We start from the raw sequence: 19,318 nt of genomic DNA on the forward strand, positions 1-19,318 counted from the left end.
CCGGTCCGCGCGAGTGACGTCAGCGCGGGGCCCATGCGAGCAGCTGCCAACCGGGGCTGGATGGCAGCCGACGCTCAGAATCTCGCGCTCAGGGTCAATTGCAGGTTGCGCGGCTTGCCATACCAGAGCTGGCTGTAGAAGCCGACGTGCTCGAGGTATTGCTTGTCGAAGACGTTGTTGAGGTTGGCGGTCGCCGCGATGTGTTCGCTGATCTGGTACCTGGCCATCAGGTCGACCAGGGCATAGCTGTCCGCGCTGACGTCCACCGGGCCGTTGGGGCTGCCGGTGTTGGCGCGTGAGATGCCGCTGCGCCAGGTCGTGCCACCGCCCAGGGTCAGGTCCCGCAGTACACCGTCCAGCCGGTAGGTGGTGAACAGCTTGAACTGCGTGCGTGGGTGGGTGGTATTGATCGCCTTGCCCTCGGCATTGCGGGCGATGAAGTGGGTGTAGCTGGTGGACAGGTTCCACGCCTCGCTCAGCGCGCCGCTCAGCTCCAGGTCGAAGCCGTCGACCACGGCCCCCTCGCCGGCCTTGTAGGCCTGCTGGCTGGGGTCGGCGATCAGGAAGGTATCGGGAATGGCCTCGGCCAGGCCTTCCTGCCTGGTGCGATAGACCGACAGGGCGGCGTTCAGCTGGCCGTCCAGGTAGCCGGCCTTGATGCCGAGCTCGTAGCTGTCGCCGCTGACCGGATCGAGGAAGCTGCCATCCGGCGCACGCTGCGTCTGGTTCTTGAAGATGCTGGTGTAGCTCGTGTACAGGCTGTAGGTCCGGTCGAGGTCATAGACCAGGCCGGCGTAGGGCGTGACCTCGTCGCTGTAGCGATAGGTGCGCTGGGTGCCGAAGTAGTTCTGTTCGATCTCCCAGGTGCTGACGCGAACCCCCAGGATCAGATGCAGCGGATCGGCCAGCGACAGGCGCGTCACCGCATAGCCGCCGGTCTGGCGGATATCGGTGCGGTCGCCGTTGGCGCGCGTGCCCGACCAGATGGGCTCGGCAATCGCGCCGTTGCTCCAGTCCAGTTGCGAGTCGGCAATTGGCGCGGTGCCGGGCAGCGGCAGGTACTGGTCCATCTGCAGGTCGTCGGCGATGCTCATCCAGCCGAACGCGGCGTCATGCGTGCGGCCCAGCAGCTCGAACGGCCCGCTGCCGGTCAGGTGCCAGTCGTCGCGGGTGCGCTCGCCGTCATACTTGAGGAAGCTGGCGCTCATGCCTGCGTCGTTGCGGTCCGGATAGCCGCCGCGAAACACATAGCGCATCGCGTAGTCGGCCTCGGTGCGGCTGTAGGCCGCGCGTAGTTTCCAGTCGTTTTCCAACTGGTGTTCGAGATCGATGAAGGCGGTGTTCGACTCGGTGCCGAAGTACGACCACTGGGTGTTGTTGGCCGTGGAGCGGCCATAGTGGGTGCGCGACCCGTCGGCATAGAACATCGGCACGCCTGCGCCCATGCCGTCGGTATCGTTCTTCTGGTGTTCGAGGCTCAGCGTGAGTTGCGTGCGTGGGGTCAGCTCCGCGCTGATCACGCCGTACAGGGTTTCACTTTCGTAGTGCTGATAGTCGATGAAGGTATCGCGCTCGGAGTAGGCCGCCACTACGCGGGCTGCGATCCGGCCGTCGGCAGTCAGCGGGGTGGAGACATCGATATCGCCACGGCGCTGGTCCCAGCGTCCGCTGCCGAGCGAGCCGCCGATGGCGAACTCTGGCAGCGGGCGCTTGCGGATGAAGTTGACCGCTGCCGAAGGGTTGCCGGCGCCGGTCAGCAACCCTGTGGAGCCCCGCACGATCTCGACGCGATCGTAGATCGCCGAATCGACATCGGTGGCGCCGAAGTTCCAGAAGTTGTTGATCGGCGAAGCCAGGCCATCGAACTGGAAGTTGTCGATGTCGAAGCCGCGAGCGGAGAACGACACGCGATTGCTGTCGCTGCGGCTCATCGAGATACCGGGGGCGCTGGCGAGTATCGCGGCGGTGTCGCGCAGGCCGCGATCTTCGATCTGCTGGCGGGTGACGACGCTCACCGATTGCGGCGTCTCGCGGATCGACAGCGGCAGGCCCACGGCGGTGGACATGCTGCCGGTGGTGTAGCTGCCGGTGCCCTCGGTTTCGGACTGCGGCAGCTGCGTGCCCTGCACGTTCATCGCCGGCAGCGTCAGGCTGCTTTCGTGTGCGTCTGTGTCTTCAACGTCCTCTTGCGCGGCGGCGCCTGCCGCCAGGGGCAGCAGGGCGCTGGCGAGCAATGCGCGGCGCAGGGTCGGGGTGAGCGGGAGGATCGAGCATTTCGACATTGCAGGCGTCTCATCGGGAAAATTTGTCGATGAGAATTATTCACATTTGACCGGGCGATACCTTTGCTCGACGCCAGTCTTCCTTTGCCGGATGCCAGGCCTGGAACGACGCTGCGAGGATGCTGTCGGGCCTGGCTAGATGGATTCGCGGGGCGCTACGCCGAAGTGCTGCCGGTATGCGGTGGCGAAGTTGCTGGCATGGCGGTAGCCGACGTAGTGGGCGACATCCTGAACGCGCCAGCCCTGTCCGAGGTACTGCCTGGCCAGCTCCATGCGGCGCTGGCGCAGGTAGGCCATGACGCTGACACCATAGGCCTGCTGGAACTTCTGGCGCAGGGAGCTGGGGCTCATGCACGCCAGCTGTGCCAGTTGATGCAGGCTGTGCTCGGCTCCAGGTTCCTGATGCAGGTAGTCGCGGACCCGCTCCAGCAGGCTGCGGTCACGTGGGTTGAGCGAGGGCGCGTGGCGCTCGTCGGCGTCGATGGCGTTCAGGCCATGTGCCAACAGCTGCAGTGCCAGGCCTTCGTGCAGCAGGCGCTGCAGGCAACCGTGCGAGCGTTCGCCGGCCAGGGCCTGCAGGGCAGGCTGCAGGTCTGCCGGAACGCTCCAGCGTTGCGTGTACACGCGGCGCTGTCGGAGGCTGGCACGCAACAGATCCGCCAGTTGCTCGTCCGCCAGGTCATCGATGTCAGCGATGGACAGGTTGAGACCACGTAGGTGGTGATGAGCGTGATGCCGGGCACTCTGGCCAGGCCCGTCCTGGCTGAGCAGGGTGACGCCCTGACCCGGCGTGAGGGTGGTGGAGGTCGTGCCGTCGAGCTGGGCCTGTCCTTCCAGCAGGACGATCATGGTGAGACTGGGGGCGGTGAAGGATTGCGCCTGGTAGCCATGCAAGGTGTGCACCTCGGAGCTGACCAGGGTCATGCCCAGACGGGTTTGCTGCTCGTTGATGTAGCCCCGCATCACGCACGGGTTGTCTTCATGCTGTGTGCCAATCAGGCTGTAGTGCACATGATGACGGCGGCCCAGCTGGCGCAGGTCATCCAGCGAGTAGAGGCATGGGGCGTGCAGGGGCTGGACCATGGGCGTCACCCGGGGCGTCGAAAACGCGGATGATAACATTGATTATCATTTGCGTGTTTCGGTGGTATGGCGCGCCCTTGCTGCCCTGGGACTAGCGCCCGCCGGCGATATCGAGCAGTGCGCCGGTGGCGTAGCTGGCCTTGTCGTCGAGTAGCCAGACGATCGCTTCGGCGACTTCCTCGGCACGTCCGGCGCGTCCCAGCGGGGTGCCCTTGCCCAGGCGCTCGGCACGATCCGGCTGGCCGCCGCTGGCGTGAATGTCGGTATCGATCAGCCCCGGACGCACGGCGTTGACCCGCACGCCCTCGCCGCCCAGCTCCTTGGCCAGGCCATGGGTCAGGACGTCCATGGCGCCCTTGGCCCCGGCATAGTCGACGTACTCGAAGGGTGAGCCGAGGCTGGCTGCCACCGACGACACCAGCACCATCGAGCCGCCCGCGCCGCCACGGCTGCGGGCCATGCGCCGGGCGCCTTCGCGGGCGGTGAGATAGCTGCCCAGCACGTTGACCTCGAACATGCGCCGCAGGCGCTCGTCGCTCATGTCCAGCAGCGGCAGGGGCGGTGCAACGATGCCGGCATTGACCACCAGGCCCTGCAGCGGGCCGAGTGCATCCATGGCTTCGAACAGCCGCTGCACGTCGGCCTCGATGGCCACGTCGCCCTGCAGTGCGACGGCCTGGCCGCCGGCCGCCTGGATCTGCGCCACCACCGCGTCGGCGGCCGCGCGATCCTCGCGATAGTTGACGCCGACCGTCCAGCCCTGCGCGGCGGCCAGCAGGGCAGTGGCGCGGCCGATGCCACGGCTCGCACCGGTAATCAGCAGGTTCTTGCTCATCAGCGGGATCCTCGTCGGTTTCCGCTCAGGTTACCCGCGCGCGCCATCCAGCCCAACCCGCATTGCACGCAGATCGGAATGCCGCCACCGCCCTCTGTCGGCGAGCTTGGCCCCTTGCCATCAGTCAGTGTTTTGCCCGCTTCACTGGTTGCCCAGGCGCATGGGCGCTACCATGCGCCCCCCTTTTTTCTTCATCCGCCATCGCCCGGTCCAGCCGGCTAGCCGAGACGTCATGAAACCCGCACGCATACGCGCCGACCTGCTGGCCGGCCTGACCTCCTCCTTCGCCCTGGTGCCGGAGTGCATCGCCTTCGCCCTGGTCGCCCAGCTCAACCCGCTGATGGGGCTGTACGGAGCCTTCATCATCTGCACCCTCACCGCCCTGTTCGGGGGCCGTCCCGGCATGGTTTCCGGTGCGGCCGGCTCGATGGCCGTGGTGATCGTCGCCCTGGTGGTGCAACACGGTGCGCAGTACCTGCTGGCCACCGTGCTGCTCGGTGGCGTGCTGATGATCCTGTTCGGTCTGCTGCGCCTGGGCAAGCTGGTGCGCATGGTGCCGCACCCGGTGATGCTCGGCTTCGTCAACGGCCTGGCCATCGTCATCGCGATGTCGCAGCTGGAGCACTTCCATGCCGAAGGCGGCTGGCTGCAAGGGGCCGCGCTGTCGTGGATGCTGGGCCTGGTGGCGCTGACCATGGCCGTGGTCTACCTGCTGCCGAAGCTGACCCGCGCGGTGCCGCCGGCGCTGGTGGCGATCCTCGGCGTCGGCCTGCTGGTGTACCTGCTCGACCTGCCCACGCGCACCCTCGGCGACATGGCACATATCGCCGGCGGCCTGCCGCAATTCGCCCTGCCGGACATTCCGTGGAACCTGGAGACCCTGCGTATCATCGCCCCCTACGCGGTGCTGATGGCGCTGGTCGGCCTGCTGGAAACCCTGCTGACCCTCAACCTCACCGACGAGATCACCCAGAGCCGCGGCAACACCAACCGCGAGTGCGTGGCGCTCGGTGCTGCCAACATGGTCTCCGGCGCGTTCGGCGGCATGGGCGGCTGTGCGATGATCGGCCAGACCATGATCAACCTCAGCTCCGGCGGCCGTGGCCGGCTGTCCGGTGTGGTCGCCGGGGTGATGATCCTGCTCTTCGTGCTGTTCCTCTCGCCGCTGATCGAGCGCATCCCGCTGGCCGCGCTGGTGGGCGTGATGTTCGTGGTGGCGCAGCAGACCTTCGCCTGGGGCTCGCTGCGGGTCGCCGGCAAGGTGCCGGCCAACGACGTGCTGGTGATCGTCGCGGTGACCGCCATCACGGTGGTCACCGACCTGGCCACCGCGGTGCTCTGCGGCATCGTCATCGCCGCGCTCAACTTCGCCTGGCAGCATGCCCGTGAGCTGTATGCCGACAGCGACCTGCAGGCCGACGGCAGCAAGCTGTACCGTGCCCATGGCACGCTGTTCTTCGCTTCCTGCACCACCTTCCTCAATCAGTTCGAGCCGGCCGACGATCCGCAGCAGGTGACGCTGGACTGCCGCCACCTGAGCTTCGTCGACTACTCCGCCATCGCCGCGCTGAAAACCCTGCGCGAACGCTACGAGCGCGCCGGCAAGCACCTGCGCGTGGTGCACCTGTCCGAGCGCTGCAAGCAACTGCTCAAGCGTGCCGGGGCGGGCGAGTGAAGGCCTGAGGCCCTGACGAAAAAAACCGCTGCACCTGGCGACAGGGCAGCGGTTTTTTGTTGCGTGCCATCCGGGGCGGCAATCACTCGGGCCGGCGCACGCGACGTCGAGGATTGCGCCCGCTATGGCCTCAGCGGCGCGCGCTGCGCACGCCTTCGGCCAGTTCGCGGCACAGGCTCAGTACGCCGTTGACCGCTTCGCTCGGCGAGGTCGCCTCGGCGATCTTGTCGATCAGTGCCGAGCCGACCACCGCACCTTCGGCGCGCTTGGCCACTTCGGCGGCGTGCTCGGGGGTGCGGATGCCGAAGCCGATGCACAGCGGCAGGTCGGTGTGGCGGCGCAGGCGCGCCACGGCTTCCTCGACATGATCCATGGTCGCCGCACCGGCGCCGGTGACGCCGGCCACCGACACGTAGTAGACGAAGCCGGAGCTGCCGTTGAGGACGGTCGGCAGGCGCTCGTCATCGGTGGTCGGCGTGGTCAGGCGGATGAAGTCGATGCCGGCGGCCTGGGCCGGTTCGCAGAGCTCGTCGTTGTGCTCCGGCGGCAGGTCGACCACGATCAGGCCGTCGACGCCAGCGGCCTTGGCATCCGCGATGAAGCGCTCGACGCCGTAGCAGAAGATCGGGTTGTAGTAGCCCATCAGCACCAGCGGCGTGTCCTGGTTGCCGGCGCGGAACTCGCGGACCATCTGCAGGGTTTTCACCATGTTCTGCTTGCCGTCCAGCGCACGGATGTTGGCCAGCTGGATGGCCGGGCCGTCGGCCATCGGGTCGGTGAACGGCATGCCCAGCTCGATCACGTCGGCACCGGCATCCGGCAGGCCCTTGAGGATCTCCAGCGAGGTGGCGTAGTCGGGGTCGCCGGCGGTGATGAAGGTGACCAGCGCGGCGCGGTTCTCCGCTTTCAGTTCGGCGAAGCGATTGTGCAGGCGGCTCATGCGTGTTTCTCCTGTTCGCCCATGTGGTGCATCACGGTTTGCATGTCCTTGTCGCCACGACCGGACAGGTTGATCACCATCAGGTGGTCCCTGGGCAGCTTGGGTGCGCGCTTGAAGGCTTCGGCCAGCGCGTGGGAAGACTCCAGCGCCGGGATGATGCCTTCCAGGCGGCAGCAGTGGTGGAAGGCCTCCAGGGCCTCGTCATCGCTGATCGGCACGTACTCGACGCGCTTGATCTCATGCAACCAGGCGTGTTCGGGGCCGACGCCGGGGTAGTCGAGGCCGGCGGAAATCGAGTGGGCGTCGGTGATCTGGCCGTCCTCGTCCTGCAGCAGGAAGGTGCGGTTGCCGTGCAGCACGCCCGGCGCGCCGCCGGCCATGCTCGCCGCGTGCTTGCCGCTGTCGATGCCGTGGCCGGCCGCTTCGACGCCGACGATCTGCACGCCGGCATCATCGAGGAAGGGGTGGAACAGGCCGATGGCGTTGGAGCCACCGCCAATGCAGGCGACCAGCGAATCGGGCAGGCGCCCTTCCTTCTCCTGCATCTGCTCGCGCACTTCGTTGCCGATCACCGACTGGAAGTCGCGGACCATTTCCGGGTACGGGTGCGGGCCGGCGGCGGTGCCGATCAGGTAGAAGGTGTTGTGGACGTTGGTCACCCAGTCGCGCAGCGCCTCGTTCATCGCGTCTTTCAGAGTGCCGGTGCCGGCGGTGACCGGGATCACCTCGGCGCCGAGCAGCTTCATGCGGAAGACGTTGGCCTGCTGACGGTCGATGTCGGTGGTGCCCATGTACACCACGCACTGCATGCCGAAGCGCGCGGCCACGGTGGCGGTGGCCACGCCGTGCATGCCGGCGCCGGTCTCGGCGATGATGCGCCGCTTGCCCATGCGCTTGGCCAGGAGGATCTGGCCGATGCAGTTGTTGATCTTGTGCGCGCCGGTGTGGTTGAGGTCTTCACGCTTGAGGAAGATCTTCGCTCCGCCGAAGTGCTCGGTCAGGCGCTCGGCGAAGTACAGCGGGCTGGCGCGGCCGATGTAGTCGCGCTGAAAGTAGGCCAGCTCGTCGAGGAACGCCGGATCATCCTTGGCCTTCTGGTATTCGGCGGCCAGCGAGTTGATCAGCGGCATCAGGGTTTCGGCGACGAACTGGCCGCCGAAGCGACCGAACAGGCCGCGATTGTCCGGGCCGTTACGCAGTGAAGTCATGGCAAGCTCTCCTGGGATTCTCCATGTAGGAGGCGGCTCCTACGCGATGTGTCCACCCTAACTGCATGCAGCGGGGAAAAAAAGCGATAAGATCGCCGCAATACGTCAGGAAAACTCACCTATGAAGAGCAGCCTGCCTCCCCTCAATGCGCTGCGTGCGTTCGAAGCCGTGGCCCGCCTGGGCAGCCTGAAGCAGGCGGCAAGCGAGCTTAACGTGACGCACGGGGCGATCAGCCGGCAGATCCGGCAACTGGAAGAGCAGCTCGACCTGAGCTTGCTGGCCAAGGACGGGCGTGGCGTAAAACTCACCGATGCCGGCCTCCGCCTGCGCGATGCCGCAGGCGAAGCCTTCGAGCGCCTGCGCAGCACCTGCGCCGAGCTGCGGCGCGAGGCCGAAGAGCGCCCGTTCGTGCTCGGCTGCCCGGGCAGTCTGCTGGCGCGCTGGTTCATTCCTCGGCTGGATCGCCTGCAGCGCGAGCTGCCTGAGCTCAACCTGCAACTGTCGGCCAGCGAAGGCGAGCTGGACCCACGGCGCCCCGGTATCGACGCCACCCTGCTGTTCGCCGAGCCACCCTGGCCTGGCGACATGCAGGTGTACGAGCTGGCGACCGAGCGCATCGGCCCGGTGCTCAGCTCGCGCCATGCCCGTCATGCCGAACTGGCCGGGCAGGCAGCGGGCGTGCTCCTGGGGGAGCCGCTGCTGCATACCGCATCGCGGCCGCAGGCCTGGCCGCAGTGGGCGGCAGCCCAGGGCCTGGCGCCGGCGGGGCTGAAGCTGGGGCAGGGCTTCGAGCATCTCTACTACCTGCTGGAGGCCGCTGCCGCCGGGCTCGGCGTGGCCATCGCGCCGCAACTGCTGGTAGCCGACGACCTGGCCGCCGGGCGCCTGAGCGCGCCCTGGGGCTTCATCGACACGCCGGCTCGTCTGGCGCTCTGGGCGCGGCGGGACGACCCGCGCAGCGAACGCCTGGCCGCTTGGCTGCGCCATGAACTGCAGCGCGCGCCATGATCCCGGTGACGTGCGGGCGATCGGCTTCATGCTGGTGATAACTATTCTCGATTGCGTGTATGCTGGCGGCCCCTTTCAGCGGTCCGGCATGCGCCGGGCCTTCGAGAACCTTGCGATCCTCATGCGGCGCCGCGCTCCCTCCTCCCTGCTGCACAGCTTCCAGACCCACTACGGGGATCTGCTGCGCTTCCTGTCCCGGCGCCTGGGCGACTCCCAGCGTGCGGCGGACGTCGCGCAGGACACCTGGCTGCGCCTGGCCGATCATCCGGACGAGCAGCGCGTGGAGAACCCGCGCGCCTATCTGTTCCGCGTCGCCGGCAACCTGGCCATCGACAACCTGCGGCGTGACAGCCGCCTGGCCGAGCTGCACGTGGAGGAGGACGTGCTCGACGAGCTCAGCGATCCGCTGGCGGCACCGGAAAAGCACCTGCTGGCGCGGGAAAGCCTGGTGCAGCTCGATGCGGTGCTCGCACAGTTGCCGGCCAAGGCGCGCGAGGCCTTGCTGCTCAACCGCCTCGACGGCCTGACCCACGCGCAGATCGCACGGCGCCTGGGGGTGTCCGAGAGCATGGTCGGCAAGTACCTGGCCCAGGCCATGCGTCATTGCCGCCAGTGGCGCAGCCAGCAGGGAGGTGAGCGATGAGCGAGGTCGAGCCTCTCAGCCTGGACGATCAGGCCGTCGATCATCTGCTGCGCCTGCACAGTGGCACTGCGGGGGCCAGGGAGCGTGCGGAATTCCAGCGCTGGCGCAGGCAGAGCGCGGCGCACGAACATGCGGCCCGCGAAGCCGAGGTGCTGTGGCAGGCGCTGGGGCACACCCAGGCGGCGGCCCACCATCGCCGGACCGCGCAGCGCAGCTGGCGCCTGCCGGCCATGGCCGCGGTGCTGTGCCTGGCACTGCTGCTCGGCCTGCTGGCGGCGCCGCGCACCCTGGTCGGGCTGTATGCCGACCACAGTACCGCCGTCGGCGAACGACGCCTGGTGCAACTGGATGACGGCAGCCGGGTGTGGCTCAACAGCGGCAGCGCCCTGTCGGTGGATTTCAGCGCCACGCGGCGCGATGTGCGGCTGTACCACGGCGAGGCGCTGTTCGAGGTGGCCAAGGATCGCCAGCGGCCTTTCGTGGTGAGCGCCGGGGACGGCCAGGTGCAGGCGCTGGGGACGCGCTTCGACGTGGACCTGCATGGCGCGCAGGCGCAGGTGACGGTCAGCGAGGGCGTGGTGCAGGTGGCCAGCGGTGGCGCCGCACCGCTGTGCCTCGGCGTGGGGCAGCGCGTGAGCTATCGACCCGGGGTGGCGCCGGGTGCGGTGCAGGCGCTGGACCCGAGCAGCGCCAGTGCCTGGCAGCGCGGCAAGCTGATCTTCAACCAGCGTCCGCTGGGCGAGGTGCTCGCGGAGCTGGAACGCTACCTGCCCGAGCGCATCCTGCTGCGCGACGAGACACTGCGCCGGCGCAAGATCAGCGGCGTCTTCGACCTCGACGACCCGCAGGCGCTGCTGATCACGCTGGAGCGCCTGCAGCCGGTGCAGATCACCCGGCTGCCCTGGTTGATCCTGGTACGACCGGCGCCACGCGGCTGACGGGGAGAATTTTTTCTGCACGCGGCTGCAAGATCCTGGCGGCTGTTTCGTCGTGGGTATGAACGCGACTTATTCCTAAGTAGCGCCACCTGCCACACGACATGGAAACCTCTGTAATGCGCTGTCATGTTTCTCCGCTGCACCGTGCCCTGCTGCTCGCCTCGCTGCTCGGCGGCGCCACCCCGCTGGCTCAGGCCGCCGAACCGATCAGCGTCGAACTGCATATCGCCCCGCTCAGCCTGGACAGTGCGATGACCCAGTTCGCCGACCAGGCCGATCTGCACCTGATGTTCAACTCCGATGACCTGCAGGGGCTGCGCAGCGCCGGACTGGACGGCCATTTCACCGTGGAGGAGGCGTTGCAGCGTCTGCTCGCCGGCACCGACCTGAGCTGGACCTTCACCGATGCGCGCACCGTGCTGCTGCAGCGCCGCGGCCCGAACGCGTCCGGGCGGCTCAAGCTGGAGTCCATGCAGATCAGCGTGGCCGCGCGTACCCCGACCGAGATCAGCGCCATTCCCGGTACCGTCTGGGTGGTGGACCAGACCCAGTTGCGCGAGCAGCTCGACGTCGGCGTCAGCCTCAAGGAAGCGCTCGGCAAGCTGGTGCCTGGCCTCGACCTGGCGCCGGAAGGGCGTACCAACTATGGCCAGAACATGCGCGGGCGCAGCGTGCTGGTGATGATCGACGGGGTCAGCCAGAACAGCTCGCGCGGGTTGTCACGCCAGTTCGACAGCATCTCGCCGTTCAACATCGAGCGGGTCGAGGTGCTCTCGGGCGCCAACGCGCTGTACGGCGGCGGGGCCACCGGCGGCATCATCAACATCATCACGCGCAAGGGTGAGCCGGGCGAGGCCCGTTACCAGACGCGCGCCAGCGTCAGCAGCGGCTTCAACAACAGCGATGACCTGGCCATGCGCCTGGCGCAGTCGGTGAGTGGCGGCAACGAGCGGCTGAGCGGGCGCATCGGCGTTTCGGTGGAGAAGAACGAAGCCTTCTACGACGGCGACGGCGAGCAGATCTTTATCGACAACACGCAGACCGACCTGCAGTACAACCGCGCCATCGACGTGCTGGGCAACCTCAGCGCACGCTTCAGCGACGAGCAGAGCCTCGACCTGCTGGCGCAGTACTACGACTCCGGCAACGATGGCAGCACCGGTATCTATTTCCCCAACCTGAACTACCGGGCGCCGTCCGACCTCAACGACGCCGAGATTCGCAGCGGGCTGGATACCGACCTGCAACCGCGCACCCGTCGCGCCCTGCTCAACGCCAGCTACCACCACAGCGACCTGCTGGGCCAGGATTTCTACCTGCAGGGTTATTACCGCCGGGAAGACAACAACTTCTATCCCTTCCCCTACTACAACTCCGGCAGCCCGCGCGGCAGCAACGGCGTGTATTTCGCCGGTTCGCAGCAGAACTTCGAGGTGAGCGGGCTCAAGGGGCTGTTCAGCAAGCAGTGGCAGCGCTTCACCCTCACCTACGGGCTGGACTTCGACCATGAGCGCTTCAATGCCGAGCAGAAGGTCTTCGACCAGCAGACCTCCTCCGCCAGCGGGGGCCTGGTGCTCGACACCGCCAGCAGCGCGCCGCGATACCCCAGCTACGTGGTGGACAGCCTGTCGGCCTATGCCCAGCTGGACTGGAAGCTCACCGAGCGTCTGACCCTCTCCGGTGGCGCGCGCCACCAGCGCATGGATGTCGAGGTCGGCGACTTCAAGGGCGTGGCCGGTGGCCGCAACGACTATGACGTCAACCTGTACAACCTGGGTGTCATCTACGACTTCGCCAACGGCCATCAGCTGTGGAGCAACTACAGCGAAGGCTTCGACCTGGCCGACCCGGCCAAGTACTACGGCAAGCCCGGTCTGTCGGTGGAGGACAACCCGCTGGCCGGCATCAAGAGCCGCCAGAGCGAACTGGGCTGGCGCTTTGCCGATAGCCGCTGGCAGGCGCAGGCCGCGCTCTACTACATCTGGTCGGACCAGGTGATCAGCTACGACAGCAGCACCCTGACCATCGACGTGGAAGACCAGAAGAGCCGCGATTTCGGTTTCGAGGGGGCCCTCAGCCACTACTTCGACAGCGGCTGGCAGGCCGGTGCGACCCTGCACCTGGTGCGTTCCGAGGAAGAGGACGCCGACGGTGGCTGGATCAAGCGCGATGCCCGCTACGCTTCGCTGTCCAAGTACACCGCCTTCGTCGGCTGGAGCGACGGCAACAGCAGTGCACGGCTGCAGGCCAACCATGCCGTCGACCTGGACGACGACGCCGGCCACGAGATCGACGGCTACACCACCTTCGACCTGACCGCGCAGCGCCAGACCGACTACGGCACCTTCAGCGCCGGTATCCAGAACCTGCTGGACGAGCGCTACAGCACCGTCTGGGGGCAACGCGCCACGCTGTTCTACTCGCCGACCTATGGCCCGGCCTACCTGTACGACTATCAGGGTCGCGGACGGACCTTCACCCTGGGCTACGAAGTGGCGTTCTAAGCGCCGCTCCGTGTCGGCATCCGTGCCTGCGCGTCGCGGGCGCGGTCTGCCGACGCTTGGCAAGCGTGTCGGGATGAATGACAATGCGATTCATTGTCATTTGATCCGTATTCGCTTTCATGTCCGTCGACGCCCAGGCCCTGCACAGTCTCTATCACGATCACCACACCTGGCTGCAGGGCTGGCTGCGCCGGCGCCTGGGCAACCGCTGCGATGCCGCCGACCTGGCGCAGGACACTTTCGTGCGCCTGCTGCGTGCCGGCAATGCGGCGAGCATCCGCGAGCCACGCCACTACCTGGCCACCGTGGCGCGGGGGCTGATGGTCGACTTCCTACGCCGGCGTTCGCTGGAGCAAGCCTACCTGGACGTGCTGGCCAGTCAGCCTGCGGCCGAACAGCCTGGTGCGGAGCAGCAGGCGCTGCTGCTGGAGGCGCTGATGGAGGTCGACCGCCTGCTCGAGGGGCTGGGCGCCAAGGTGCGCGAGGTGTTCATCCTGTCCCAGCTCGATGGCCTCACCTACGCCCAGATCGCCGCGCATCTGGGCATTTCCCTGCGCAGCGTGAACACCTACATGGCCCGTGCGGTGGAGCACTGTTGCCTGCTGCAGGCGGGCTGGCAGGCATGAGCACGCCCACCCCCGGCGAGCGCGCCGCGCTCAAGGCCGCCAGCAGCTGGTATGCCAGCCTCAACTCCGGCAGCAGTGGCGCGGCCGAGCAGCAGGCCTGGCAGCATTGGTACGACGCCGACCCCGTGCATCGCCAGGCCTGGCAGCAGATCGAGCGGCTGCGCGATCAGCTCGGCCTGCTGCCGGCGCAGATCGCTGCGCCGACCCTGCGAGGCGCCGCCTACAGCCGTCGGCGCGTGCTCGGCAGCCTGTTGCTGGCCGGCGCCGCGCTGCCACTGGGCTGGTTCGCCTGGCGCAGTGACAGTCGCCGTTACTGGAGCGCCGACTACCGCAGCGGGGTCGGCGAGCAACGCCACTGGCAACTGGCCGACGGCAGTCGCCTGCTGCTCGGCAGTGCCGGCGCCGCCCAGTTCGACGGGCCCCGGCGCCAGCTGCAGCTGCTCGACGGCGAGGCGCAGCTGGACATTGCCGATGGGCCGCAGGCGCTGCAGGTGCTGACCCGTGACGGGCTGATCCGCGCCGGTGGCGGTCGCCTCAACCTGCGCTGCGACCCGCATGGCAGCCGCATCGCCCTGCTCGAAGGCTCCGTCGAGGTCAGTTGCGCGGCGCAGCCCGCACGCTGGCAACGCCTGCAGGCCGGCCAGCAACTGCTGCTGCAGCGCGAGCGGATCGGCGCACCGCAGCCGCTGGATGCGCGCAGCACGGCCTGGGCCGAGGGCAGCCTGCTGGCCATCGACCAGCCACTGGGTGAGGTGGTCGCGGAGCTGGCGCGCTACCGCCATGGCATCCTGCGGGTGGATCCGGCGCTGGCCGGGCTGAAGGTTTCCGGCAGCTTCCCGTTGCTCGACAGCGACCGCGCGCTGACCGCCCTGCAACACAGCTTCCCGCTGCAGGTGGTACGGCGCAGCGACTACTGGGTGACACTGGTACCGCGTGGCGCCTGAGCGCTGCTGCCGTTTCGCGGCTGAAGCGGCTCCCACGGATTCGTCGGATTCTACCCGTAGGGTGGATGACGCTTCACCCATCCACCAGCGGGGCGCCCTGGCAGCCTGAGTACAGCTGAAACCATCCGCTCCCGGTTGCAGCAGGCACTTCGGCGCTGCGGTCGTTTCGCAGCTGAAGCCGCTCCTACGGGTTCGTTGGGTTCTACCCGTAGGGTGGATGACGCTTCACCCATCCACCAGCAAGGCGCCCTGGCAGCCTGAGCAAAGCTGAAGGCCATCCGTTTCCGGCTGCAGCAGGCACTTCCGCGGTGCTGTCGTTTCGCGGCTGAAGCCGCTCCTACGGATTTGTCGGGTTCTCGCCGTAGGGTGGATGACGCTTCACCCATCCACCAGCAGGGCGGCCTGGCAGCCTGAGTACAGCTGAAACCATCCGCTCCCGGCTGCAGAAGGCACTTCGGCGGTGCGGTCGTTTCGCAGCTGAAGCCGCTCCTACGGGTTCGTTGGGTTCTACCCGTAGGGTGGATGACGCTTCATCCATCCACCAGCAGGGCGGCCTGGCAGCCTGAGCGCTGCTGAATGCCATCCGTTTTCGGCTGTAGAGGGTATTCAACGGTGAGCCTCGATCGCGGCTGAAGCCGCTCCTACAGCCGCTCCTACGGGTGGAGCGCGGCACGGCGAAAAAATCTCCGGTTCCTTGCACTTTTTGCCGCGCTGCTTCGGCCCTCCCTGCAAGCACCCACTCCGCGTCTTGTCGTCAGGGATCCGCCATGCAGTCACCACGCTCCACCCGCTCTGCGCTTCGTAGCGCCATCCGCAATGCCCTGTTCTGTTCCGGCCTGGCCCTGGGCACTGCGCTGCCGGCACTGGCTCAGGCCGACAGCGCGCACACGCAGGCGTATCAGATCGGTGCCGGGCCGCTGGCCGAGGTGCTCGGCCGCTTCGCCAGCGCCGCCGGGGTTGCCCTGTCGTTCGATGCGGCGCTGCTGCAGGGCCGGCAGAGCCAGGGGCTGCAGGGCCAGTATGGCGTCGAGGACGGTTTTGCCCACCTGCTGCAGGGCAGTGGTCTGCAGGCGGTGCGCCAGGCCGAGGGCGTCTACGGCCTGACCCCGCAACCACAGGCCGCTGTGGCCAGTCCGGCACCCAGCCGGATCGCTGGCGATGTGCTGCGCCTGCAGGACACCGAGGTGACCGTCAGCACCCTGCGCGGTGATACGGCCGTGGGCCAGACCAGCCAGCGCGTCACCGTCATCGACCGCCAGCAGATCGAGCGCCAGCTGGCGCTGAGCAGCGACCCTGGGGCGGTGCTCGCCAACCTCATTCCGTCCTACTCGCCGAGCGGGCAGAAGCTGTCCAACGCCGGCGAGACCCTGCGCGGGCGGGCGCCGCAGTTCCTCGTCGACGGCGTGCCGCAGGCCAGCTCGCTGCGCAACGACGGGCGCAGCAGCTACACCATCGACCTGCAACAGGTGGAGCGCATCGAAGTGATCCACGGCGCCTCGGCCGAGCACGGCGGCGGTGCCACCGGAGGCATCATCAACTTCATCAGCCGTCGTCCGCAGGGCTATGGCGTGCGCCAGCACGCCGGGGTCAGCCTGGAGAGCGACGACGCCTTCAGCAGCGACGGTTTCGGCTACAAGCTCAACTACCGCGTCAGTGCCCAGCAGGGCGACTGGGAGGCCCTGTTCGGCAGCACCTGGCAATCGCGCGGGATGTTCTACGACGGCGACAACACGCGCATTGGCGTGGCCTATCCCGGCGAGATCCAGGACACCCGTGACCGCGACCTGATGCTCAAGCTCGGCTACTGGATCGACGATGCCCAGCACCTGCAGTTCAGCGCCAACCACTACCGCCTGACCGGCAACAACGACTATCTGCCGGTGCTCGGCGACCGCGACGCCGGTATCCCGACCAGCGCGACGCGCGGCGACGTGCCCGGCGAGGCGCCGTTCAACGAGAACCGTCAGTACAGCCTCGACTACAGCCACTCGGACTGGTTCGGCAACATCCTCGACGTGCAGCTGTACCAGCAGCGCTATCGCGGCCAGTTCGGCGCCCTGCTCAGCGGCTCCTTCCAGGACCCGGGCATCGCCCCCGTCGGCACGTTCTGGGAGCAGAGCCGCAGTGACTCGGAGAAACTCGGCGGCAAGCTGACCCTGCGCCGTACGGGCCTGTTCGACGGCCTGCTGGACCTGGCCGGCGGCCTCGACCTGATGCGCGACGAGGGCGAGCAGGTGCTGGTGCTGAGCAACCGCAGCTACGTGCCGCCGTCGACCTACGACAACCAGGCCGGCTTCCTCCAGGGCGACCTGCACCTGAGCGAGCGCCTGACCCTGATGGCCGGCGTGCGTCGCGAGCATGCCGAACTGGACGTGGATGATTTCCACACCGTATGGGGCACCAACAACGCCGGAGGCGTGGATGTCGGCGGCGGTACCCTCTCCTTCGCCAAGACCCTGAGCAACTACGGCTTCACCTACCAGGCCAACGACTGGGCGCAGTTCTACGGCAGCTACTCGGAAGGCTTCGGCATGCCCGACATCGGTCGTGTGCTGCGTGCCGTCGACACGCCCGGGCAGGATGTGGAAAACCTGCTGGAGCTGGAGCCGATCATCACCCGCTCCAACGAGCTGGGCCTGCGCCTGAACTTCAGCGATGTCGACCTTGAGCTGAGTTACTACGAATCCTCCTCCAACCTCGGCGAACGGCTGTCGGTGAACAGCGCCGGCAATTACATCGCCAATCGCGAACGGGTGGAAATCCAGGGTTACGAACTGACCGGCAACTGGCGCCTGAACCAGGACCACAGCCTGCGTGCCAGTTACACCCACAGCGAGGGCGAATCCGACACCGATGACGACGGCAAGGTGGACACCAAGCTGACCGGCCTGAACATCGCCCCGGACCAGTTCAGCCTGAGCTGGAACGCACAGTGGAACGACGACTGGGCCAGCTACCTGCAGTACAACCTGTACCGCAGCCGCGAGTTCGATGACCCACGGCTGAAGTTCGACGGCTATGCCCTGCTCGCGGCCAGCGTCAGCCGCCGCCTGCCGCTGGGCAGCCTGTCGCTGGGCATCGACAACCTGCTCGACGAGGACTACTTCACCTACTACTCGCAGTCCGCGCGGGTCGCCGACGACTACAACTTCAAGGGCCGTGGGCGCACCTTCACCCTGGCCTACCAGGTGGAGTTCTAGAGCCCCGGCCCGGGCCGCATCGGGGTGCGCCGGTGCGGCCCAACCGCTCGGGAGCGATGACGTGAAGGCATGTCCTGCGCCTGCGAGCGTCTAGTCTTCAGCGTGAGCCTTTCATCACGAGCGGAGTGCCAGCATGTCCAACCATCACACCTACAAGAAGATCGAGATCGTCGGTTCGTCGCGGACCAGCATCGAAGAGGCCATCGACAATGCCCTGGCCGAATGCGCCAAGAGCGTGCGCAACATGGACTGGTTCGAAGTGGTGGACACCCGTGGCCACATCGAGAACGGCAAGGTGGGGCATTACCAGGTGACGCTCAAGGTAGGCTTTCGCCTGAGCGGTAGCTGATGCCCTGGGCGCCGAGGAAGGCGAGCAAGGCTTCGCGGCTGGTGTAGCGCAGCTGATAGCCGAACTCCTGCTTCAGGCGCCGGTTGGCCAGGACCGGGCGGTAGCGCAGGAAGTCCAGTTGCTCCGGGCCGTACTGACTCAACCCCAGTGGCTTGAGCAGGTGCAGTGCGCCGGCGAGCAACGCCGCCGGCAGCGGGCGGTAGGGTTTGCCGAGTATCCCGGCGATCTCCGCCAGGCTCAGGGCGCCGTCGCCGGCCAGGTTGTAGATGCCTTCCCGGGTCTCTTCCAGGCCCTGGCGGATGATGCCGACCACATCCTGTTCCCAGATGAACACGAAGCGGCTGGCATGGCCGCGCACCCCCAGCACCGCGCGCTTGCTGAACAGGTCGCTGATCGGGTTGTTCAGACGCTTGCCGAGGATGGTGCCGGGGCGCAGTACCAGCTGGCGCAGTTGCGGATGTTCGCCACGGCAGCGCGCCAGCAGCTGTTCGATCTCCAGCTTGTGCCTGGCGTAGGCGAAGCGCGGATGGCCGCGCAGGGGGTGGTTCTCGTCGATCCACTCGGCGTTGTCCGCGCTGTAGCCGTAGGCGGCGCCGGAACTGGTCACGATCAGCTGGCGCACGCCGTTGGCGACGGCGCTGTCCACCAGGCACTGGGTGCCGCCGACCTCGATGGCGTGCAGATGCGCCTCGCTCATGTCGCGTGGGGGGCGAATCACCGTGGCCAGGTGCACGATGGCATCCGGCTGCCAGCCGCTGATGCACGCGCGGACCTGGGCCGGGCGGCCCATGTCCAGCAGCACCGGCTCGATGTTGGCTTTCAGCCCACGGCCATCGAGGGGGCGAATGTCGGCGGCGATCAGCGTCCACTCCGGGTGCTGGATGGCCAGCTCCTCGAGCAGTTGATGGCCGATGAAGCCGGCGGCGCCGGTGATCAGAACACGCATGGCGGTCTCCTGCCGGGCTGGCCGGGTGCGGATCGTTCCTGTCGACGCCCAGCCTAGGTGGATGGGGTGAGGCGAGCAGTGACACAGCCGGTCAGCGACACTGGCGATTCGCGCCAGGCGGACGAACGGTGTGCCC

Annotated in this window: 15 protein-coding genes; 9 read left to right on the forward strand and 6 right to left on the reverse strand. The window is 67.4% G+C overall.

Features of this window, described 5'->3' with window-relative positions; translation table 11 throughout:
• Positions 1-74: 74 nt before the first annotated feature.
• The 3 genes from FIV02_RS00275 to FIV02_RS00285 form a co-directional block, all read right to left on the reverse strand.
• Entirely contained in the window at positions 75-2,282 is a 2,208-nt protein-coding gene (locus FIV02_RS00275) for a TonB-dependent siderophore receptor (RefSeq protein ID WP_152487481.1), read from the reverse strand.
• Between the two features lie 135 nt (positions 2,283-2,417).
• A complete protein-coding gene (locus tag FIV02_RS00280; protein ID WP_172979118.1) occupies positions 2,418-3,365 on the reverse strand; it encodes a helix-turn-helix transcriptional regulator in 948 nt (315 codons plus the stop codon).
• 91 nt (positions 3,366-3,456) lie between these two features.
• Positions 3,457-4,200: an SDR family oxidoreductase gene (locus FIV02_RS00285; protein ID WP_152487483.1), complete on the reverse strand. Its 744-nt coding sequence runs from the start codon at positions 4,198-4,200 to the stop codon at positions 3,457-3,459.
• Between the two features lie 232 nt (positions 4,201-4,432).
• Here FIV02_RS00285 and FIV02_RS00290 point away from each other — a divergent pair, with 232 nt between their 5' ends.
• On the forward strand, positions 4,433-5,875 hold the full coding sequence (locus FIV02_RS00290; RefSeq protein WP_037052208.1) for a SulP family inorganic anion transporter: 1,443 nt from the start codon (positions 4,433-4,435) through the stop codon (positions 5,873-5,875).
• Positions 5,876-6,005: 130 nt separating this feature from the next.
• Here FIV02_RS00290 and trpA read toward each other — a convergent pair whose 3' ends face one another.
• Positions 6,006-6,815, reverse strand: coding sequence for a tryptophan synthase subunit alpha (gene trpA, locus FIV02_RS00295; RefSeq protein ID WP_152487484.1), 810 nt, complete (start codon positions 6,813-6,815; stop codon positions 6,006-6,008).
• Positions 6,812-8,023: a tryptophan synthase subunit beta gene (gene trpB, locus FIV02_RS00300; RefSeq protein WP_037052202.1), complete on the reverse strand. Its 1,212-nt coding sequence runs from the start codon at positions 8,021-8,023 to the stop codon at positions 6,812-6,814. Before trpB ends, trpA begins: the two co-directional genes overlap by 4 nt.
• Positions 8,024-8,144: 121 nt before the next feature.
• Between trpB and FIV02_RS00305 the strand changes: the two genes are divergently transcribed.
• From FIV02_RS00305 to FIV02_RS00340, 8 genes are all read left to right on the forward strand, one after another.
• Positions 8,145-9,032, forward strand: a complete 888-nt coding sequence (locus tag FIV02_RS00305) for a LysR family transcriptional regulator (RefSeq protein ID WP_152487485.1) — start codon at positions 8,145-8,147, stop codon at positions 9,030-9,032.
• Positions 9,010-9,675, forward strand: a complete 666-nt coding sequence (locus FIV02_RS00310; RefSeq protein ID WP_256663040.1) for an RNA polymerase sigma factor — start codon at positions 9,010-9,012, stop codon at positions 9,673-9,675. Before FIV02_RS00305 ends, FIV02_RS00310 begins: the two co-directional genes overlap by 23 nt.
• Positions 9,672-10,613, forward strand: a complete 942-nt coding sequence (locus tag FIV02_RS00315; RefSeq protein WP_152487486.1) for a FecR family protein — start codon at positions 9,672-9,674, stop codon at positions 10,611-10,613. Before FIV02_RS00310 ends, FIV02_RS00315 begins: the two co-directional genes overlap by 4 nt.
• A gap of 116 nt (positions 10,614-10,729) precedes the next feature.
• Positions 10,730-13,117 carry a TonB-dependent receptor gene (locus FIV02_RS00320; RefSeq protein WP_152487487.1) on the forward strand — a complete coding sequence of 796 codons (2,388 nt, stop codon included), beginning with the start codon at positions 10,730-10,732 and terminating at the stop codon, positions 13,115-13,117.
• A gap of 119 nt (positions 13,118-13,236) precedes the next feature.
• Entirely contained in the window at positions 13,237-13,743 is a 507-nt protein-coding gene (locus FIV02_RS00325; RefSeq protein ID WP_152487488.1) for a sigma-70 family RNA polymerase sigma factor, read from the forward strand.
• Complete coding sequence (locus FIV02_RS00330; protein WP_152487489.1) at positions 13,740-14,687, forward strand: DUF4880 domain-containing protein; 948 nt, start codon at positions 13,740-13,742, stop codon at positions 14,685-14,687. The genes FIV02_RS00325 and FIV02_RS00330 overlap by 4 nt, the downstream gene beginning before the upstream one ends.
• 767 nt (positions 14,688-15,454) lie before the next feature.
• On the forward strand, positions 15,455-17,887 hold the full coding sequence (locus tag FIV02_RS00335; RefSeq protein ID WP_152487490.1) for a TonB-dependent receptor: 2,433 nt from the start codon (positions 15,455-15,457) through the stop codon (positions 17,885-17,887).
• A gap of 133 nt (positions 17,888-18,020) precedes the next feature.
• The gene (locus tag FIV02_RS00340) at positions 18,021-18,236 is read left to right on the forward strand and encodes a dodecin (RefSeq protein WP_037052187.1); all 216 of its coding nucleotides are present in this window, start codon (positions 18,021-18,023) and stop codon (positions 18,234-18,236) included.
• On the opposite strand, the gene FIV02_RS00345 is transcribed toward FIV02_RS00340, so the two are convergent.
• A complete protein-coding gene (locus tag FIV02_RS00345) occupies positions 18,205-19,182 on the reverse strand; it encodes an NAD-dependent epimerase/dehydratase family protein (protein WP_152487491.1) in 978 nt (325 codons plus the stop codon). The two genes, FIV02_RS00340 and FIV02_RS00345, sit on opposite strands and share 32 nt — an antisense overlap.
• Positions 19,183-19,318: the final 136 nt, after the last annotated feature.

The sequence above is a fragment of the Pseudomonas sp. THAF187a genome, from assembly GCF_009363395.1.
GTDB classification, from domain to species: domain Bacteria; phylum Pseudomonadota; class Gammaproteobacteria; order Pseudomonadales; family Pseudomonadaceae; genus Aquipseudomonas; species Aquipseudomonas khazarica.

Excerpts from the sequence above, each read along its gene's own strand:
- FIV02_RS00275 (WP_152487481.1), bottom strand. The coding sequence starts at position 2,282 with ATGTCGAAATGCTCGATCCTCCCGCTCACCCCGACCCTGCGCCGCGCA.
- FIV02_RS00280 (WP_172979118.1), bottom strand. The coding sequence starts at position 3,365 with ATGGTCCAGCCCCTGCACGCCCCATGCCTCTACTCGCTGGATGACCTG.
- FIV02_RS00285 (WP_152487483.1), bottom strand. The coding sequence starts at position 4,200 with ATGAGCAAGAACCTGCTGATTACCGGTGCGAGCCGTGGCATCGGCCGC.
- FIV02_RS00290 (WP_037052208.1), top strand. The coding sequence starts at position 4,433 with ATGAAACCCGCACGCATACGCGCCGACCTGCTGGCCGGCCTGACCTCC.
- trpA (WP_152487484.1), bottom strand. The coding sequence starts at position 6,815 with ATGAGCCGCCTGCACAATCGCTTCGCCGAACTGAAAGCGGAGAACCGC.
- trpB (WP_037052202.1), bottom strand. The coding sequence starts at position 8,023 with ATGACTTCACTGCGTAACGGCCCGGACAATCGCGGCCTGTTCGGTCGC.
- FIV02_RS00305 (WP_152487485.1), top strand. The coding sequence starts at position 8,145 with ATGAAGAGCAGCCTGCCTCCCCTCAATGCGCTGCGTGCGTTCGAAGCC.
- FIV02_RS00310 (WP_256663040.1), top strand. The coding sequence starts at position 9,010 with ATGAACTGCAGCGCGCGCCATGATCCCGGTGACGTGCGGGCGATCGGC.
- FIV02_RS00315 (WP_152487486.1), top strand. The coding sequence starts at position 9,672 with ATGAGCGAGGTCGAGCCTCTCAGCCTGGACGATCAGGCCGTCGATCAT.
- FIV02_RS00320 (WP_152487487.1), top strand. The coding sequence starts at position 10,730 with ATGCGCTGTCATGTTTCTCCGCTGCACCGTGCCCTGCTGCTCGCCTCG.
- FIV02_RS00325 (WP_152487488.1), top strand. The coding sequence starts at position 13,237 with ATGTCCGTCGACGCCCAGGCCCTGCACAGTCTCTATCACGATCACCAC.
- FIV02_RS00330 (WP_152487489.1), top strand. The coding sequence starts at position 13,740 with ATGAGCACGCCCACCCCCGGCGAGCGCGCCGCGCTCAAGGCCGCCAGC.
- FIV02_RS00335 (WP_152487490.1), top strand. The coding sequence starts at position 15,455 with ATGCAGTCACCACGCTCCACCCGCTCTGCGCTTCGTAGCGCCATCCGC.
- FIV02_RS00340 (WP_037052187.1), top strand. The coding sequence starts at position 18,021 with ATGTCCAACCATCACACCTACAAGAAGATCGAGATCGTCGGTTCGTCG.
- FIV02_RS00345 (WP_152487491.1), bottom strand. The coding sequence starts at position 19,182 with ATGCGTGTTCTGATCACCGGCGCCGCCGGCTTCATCGGCCATCAACTG.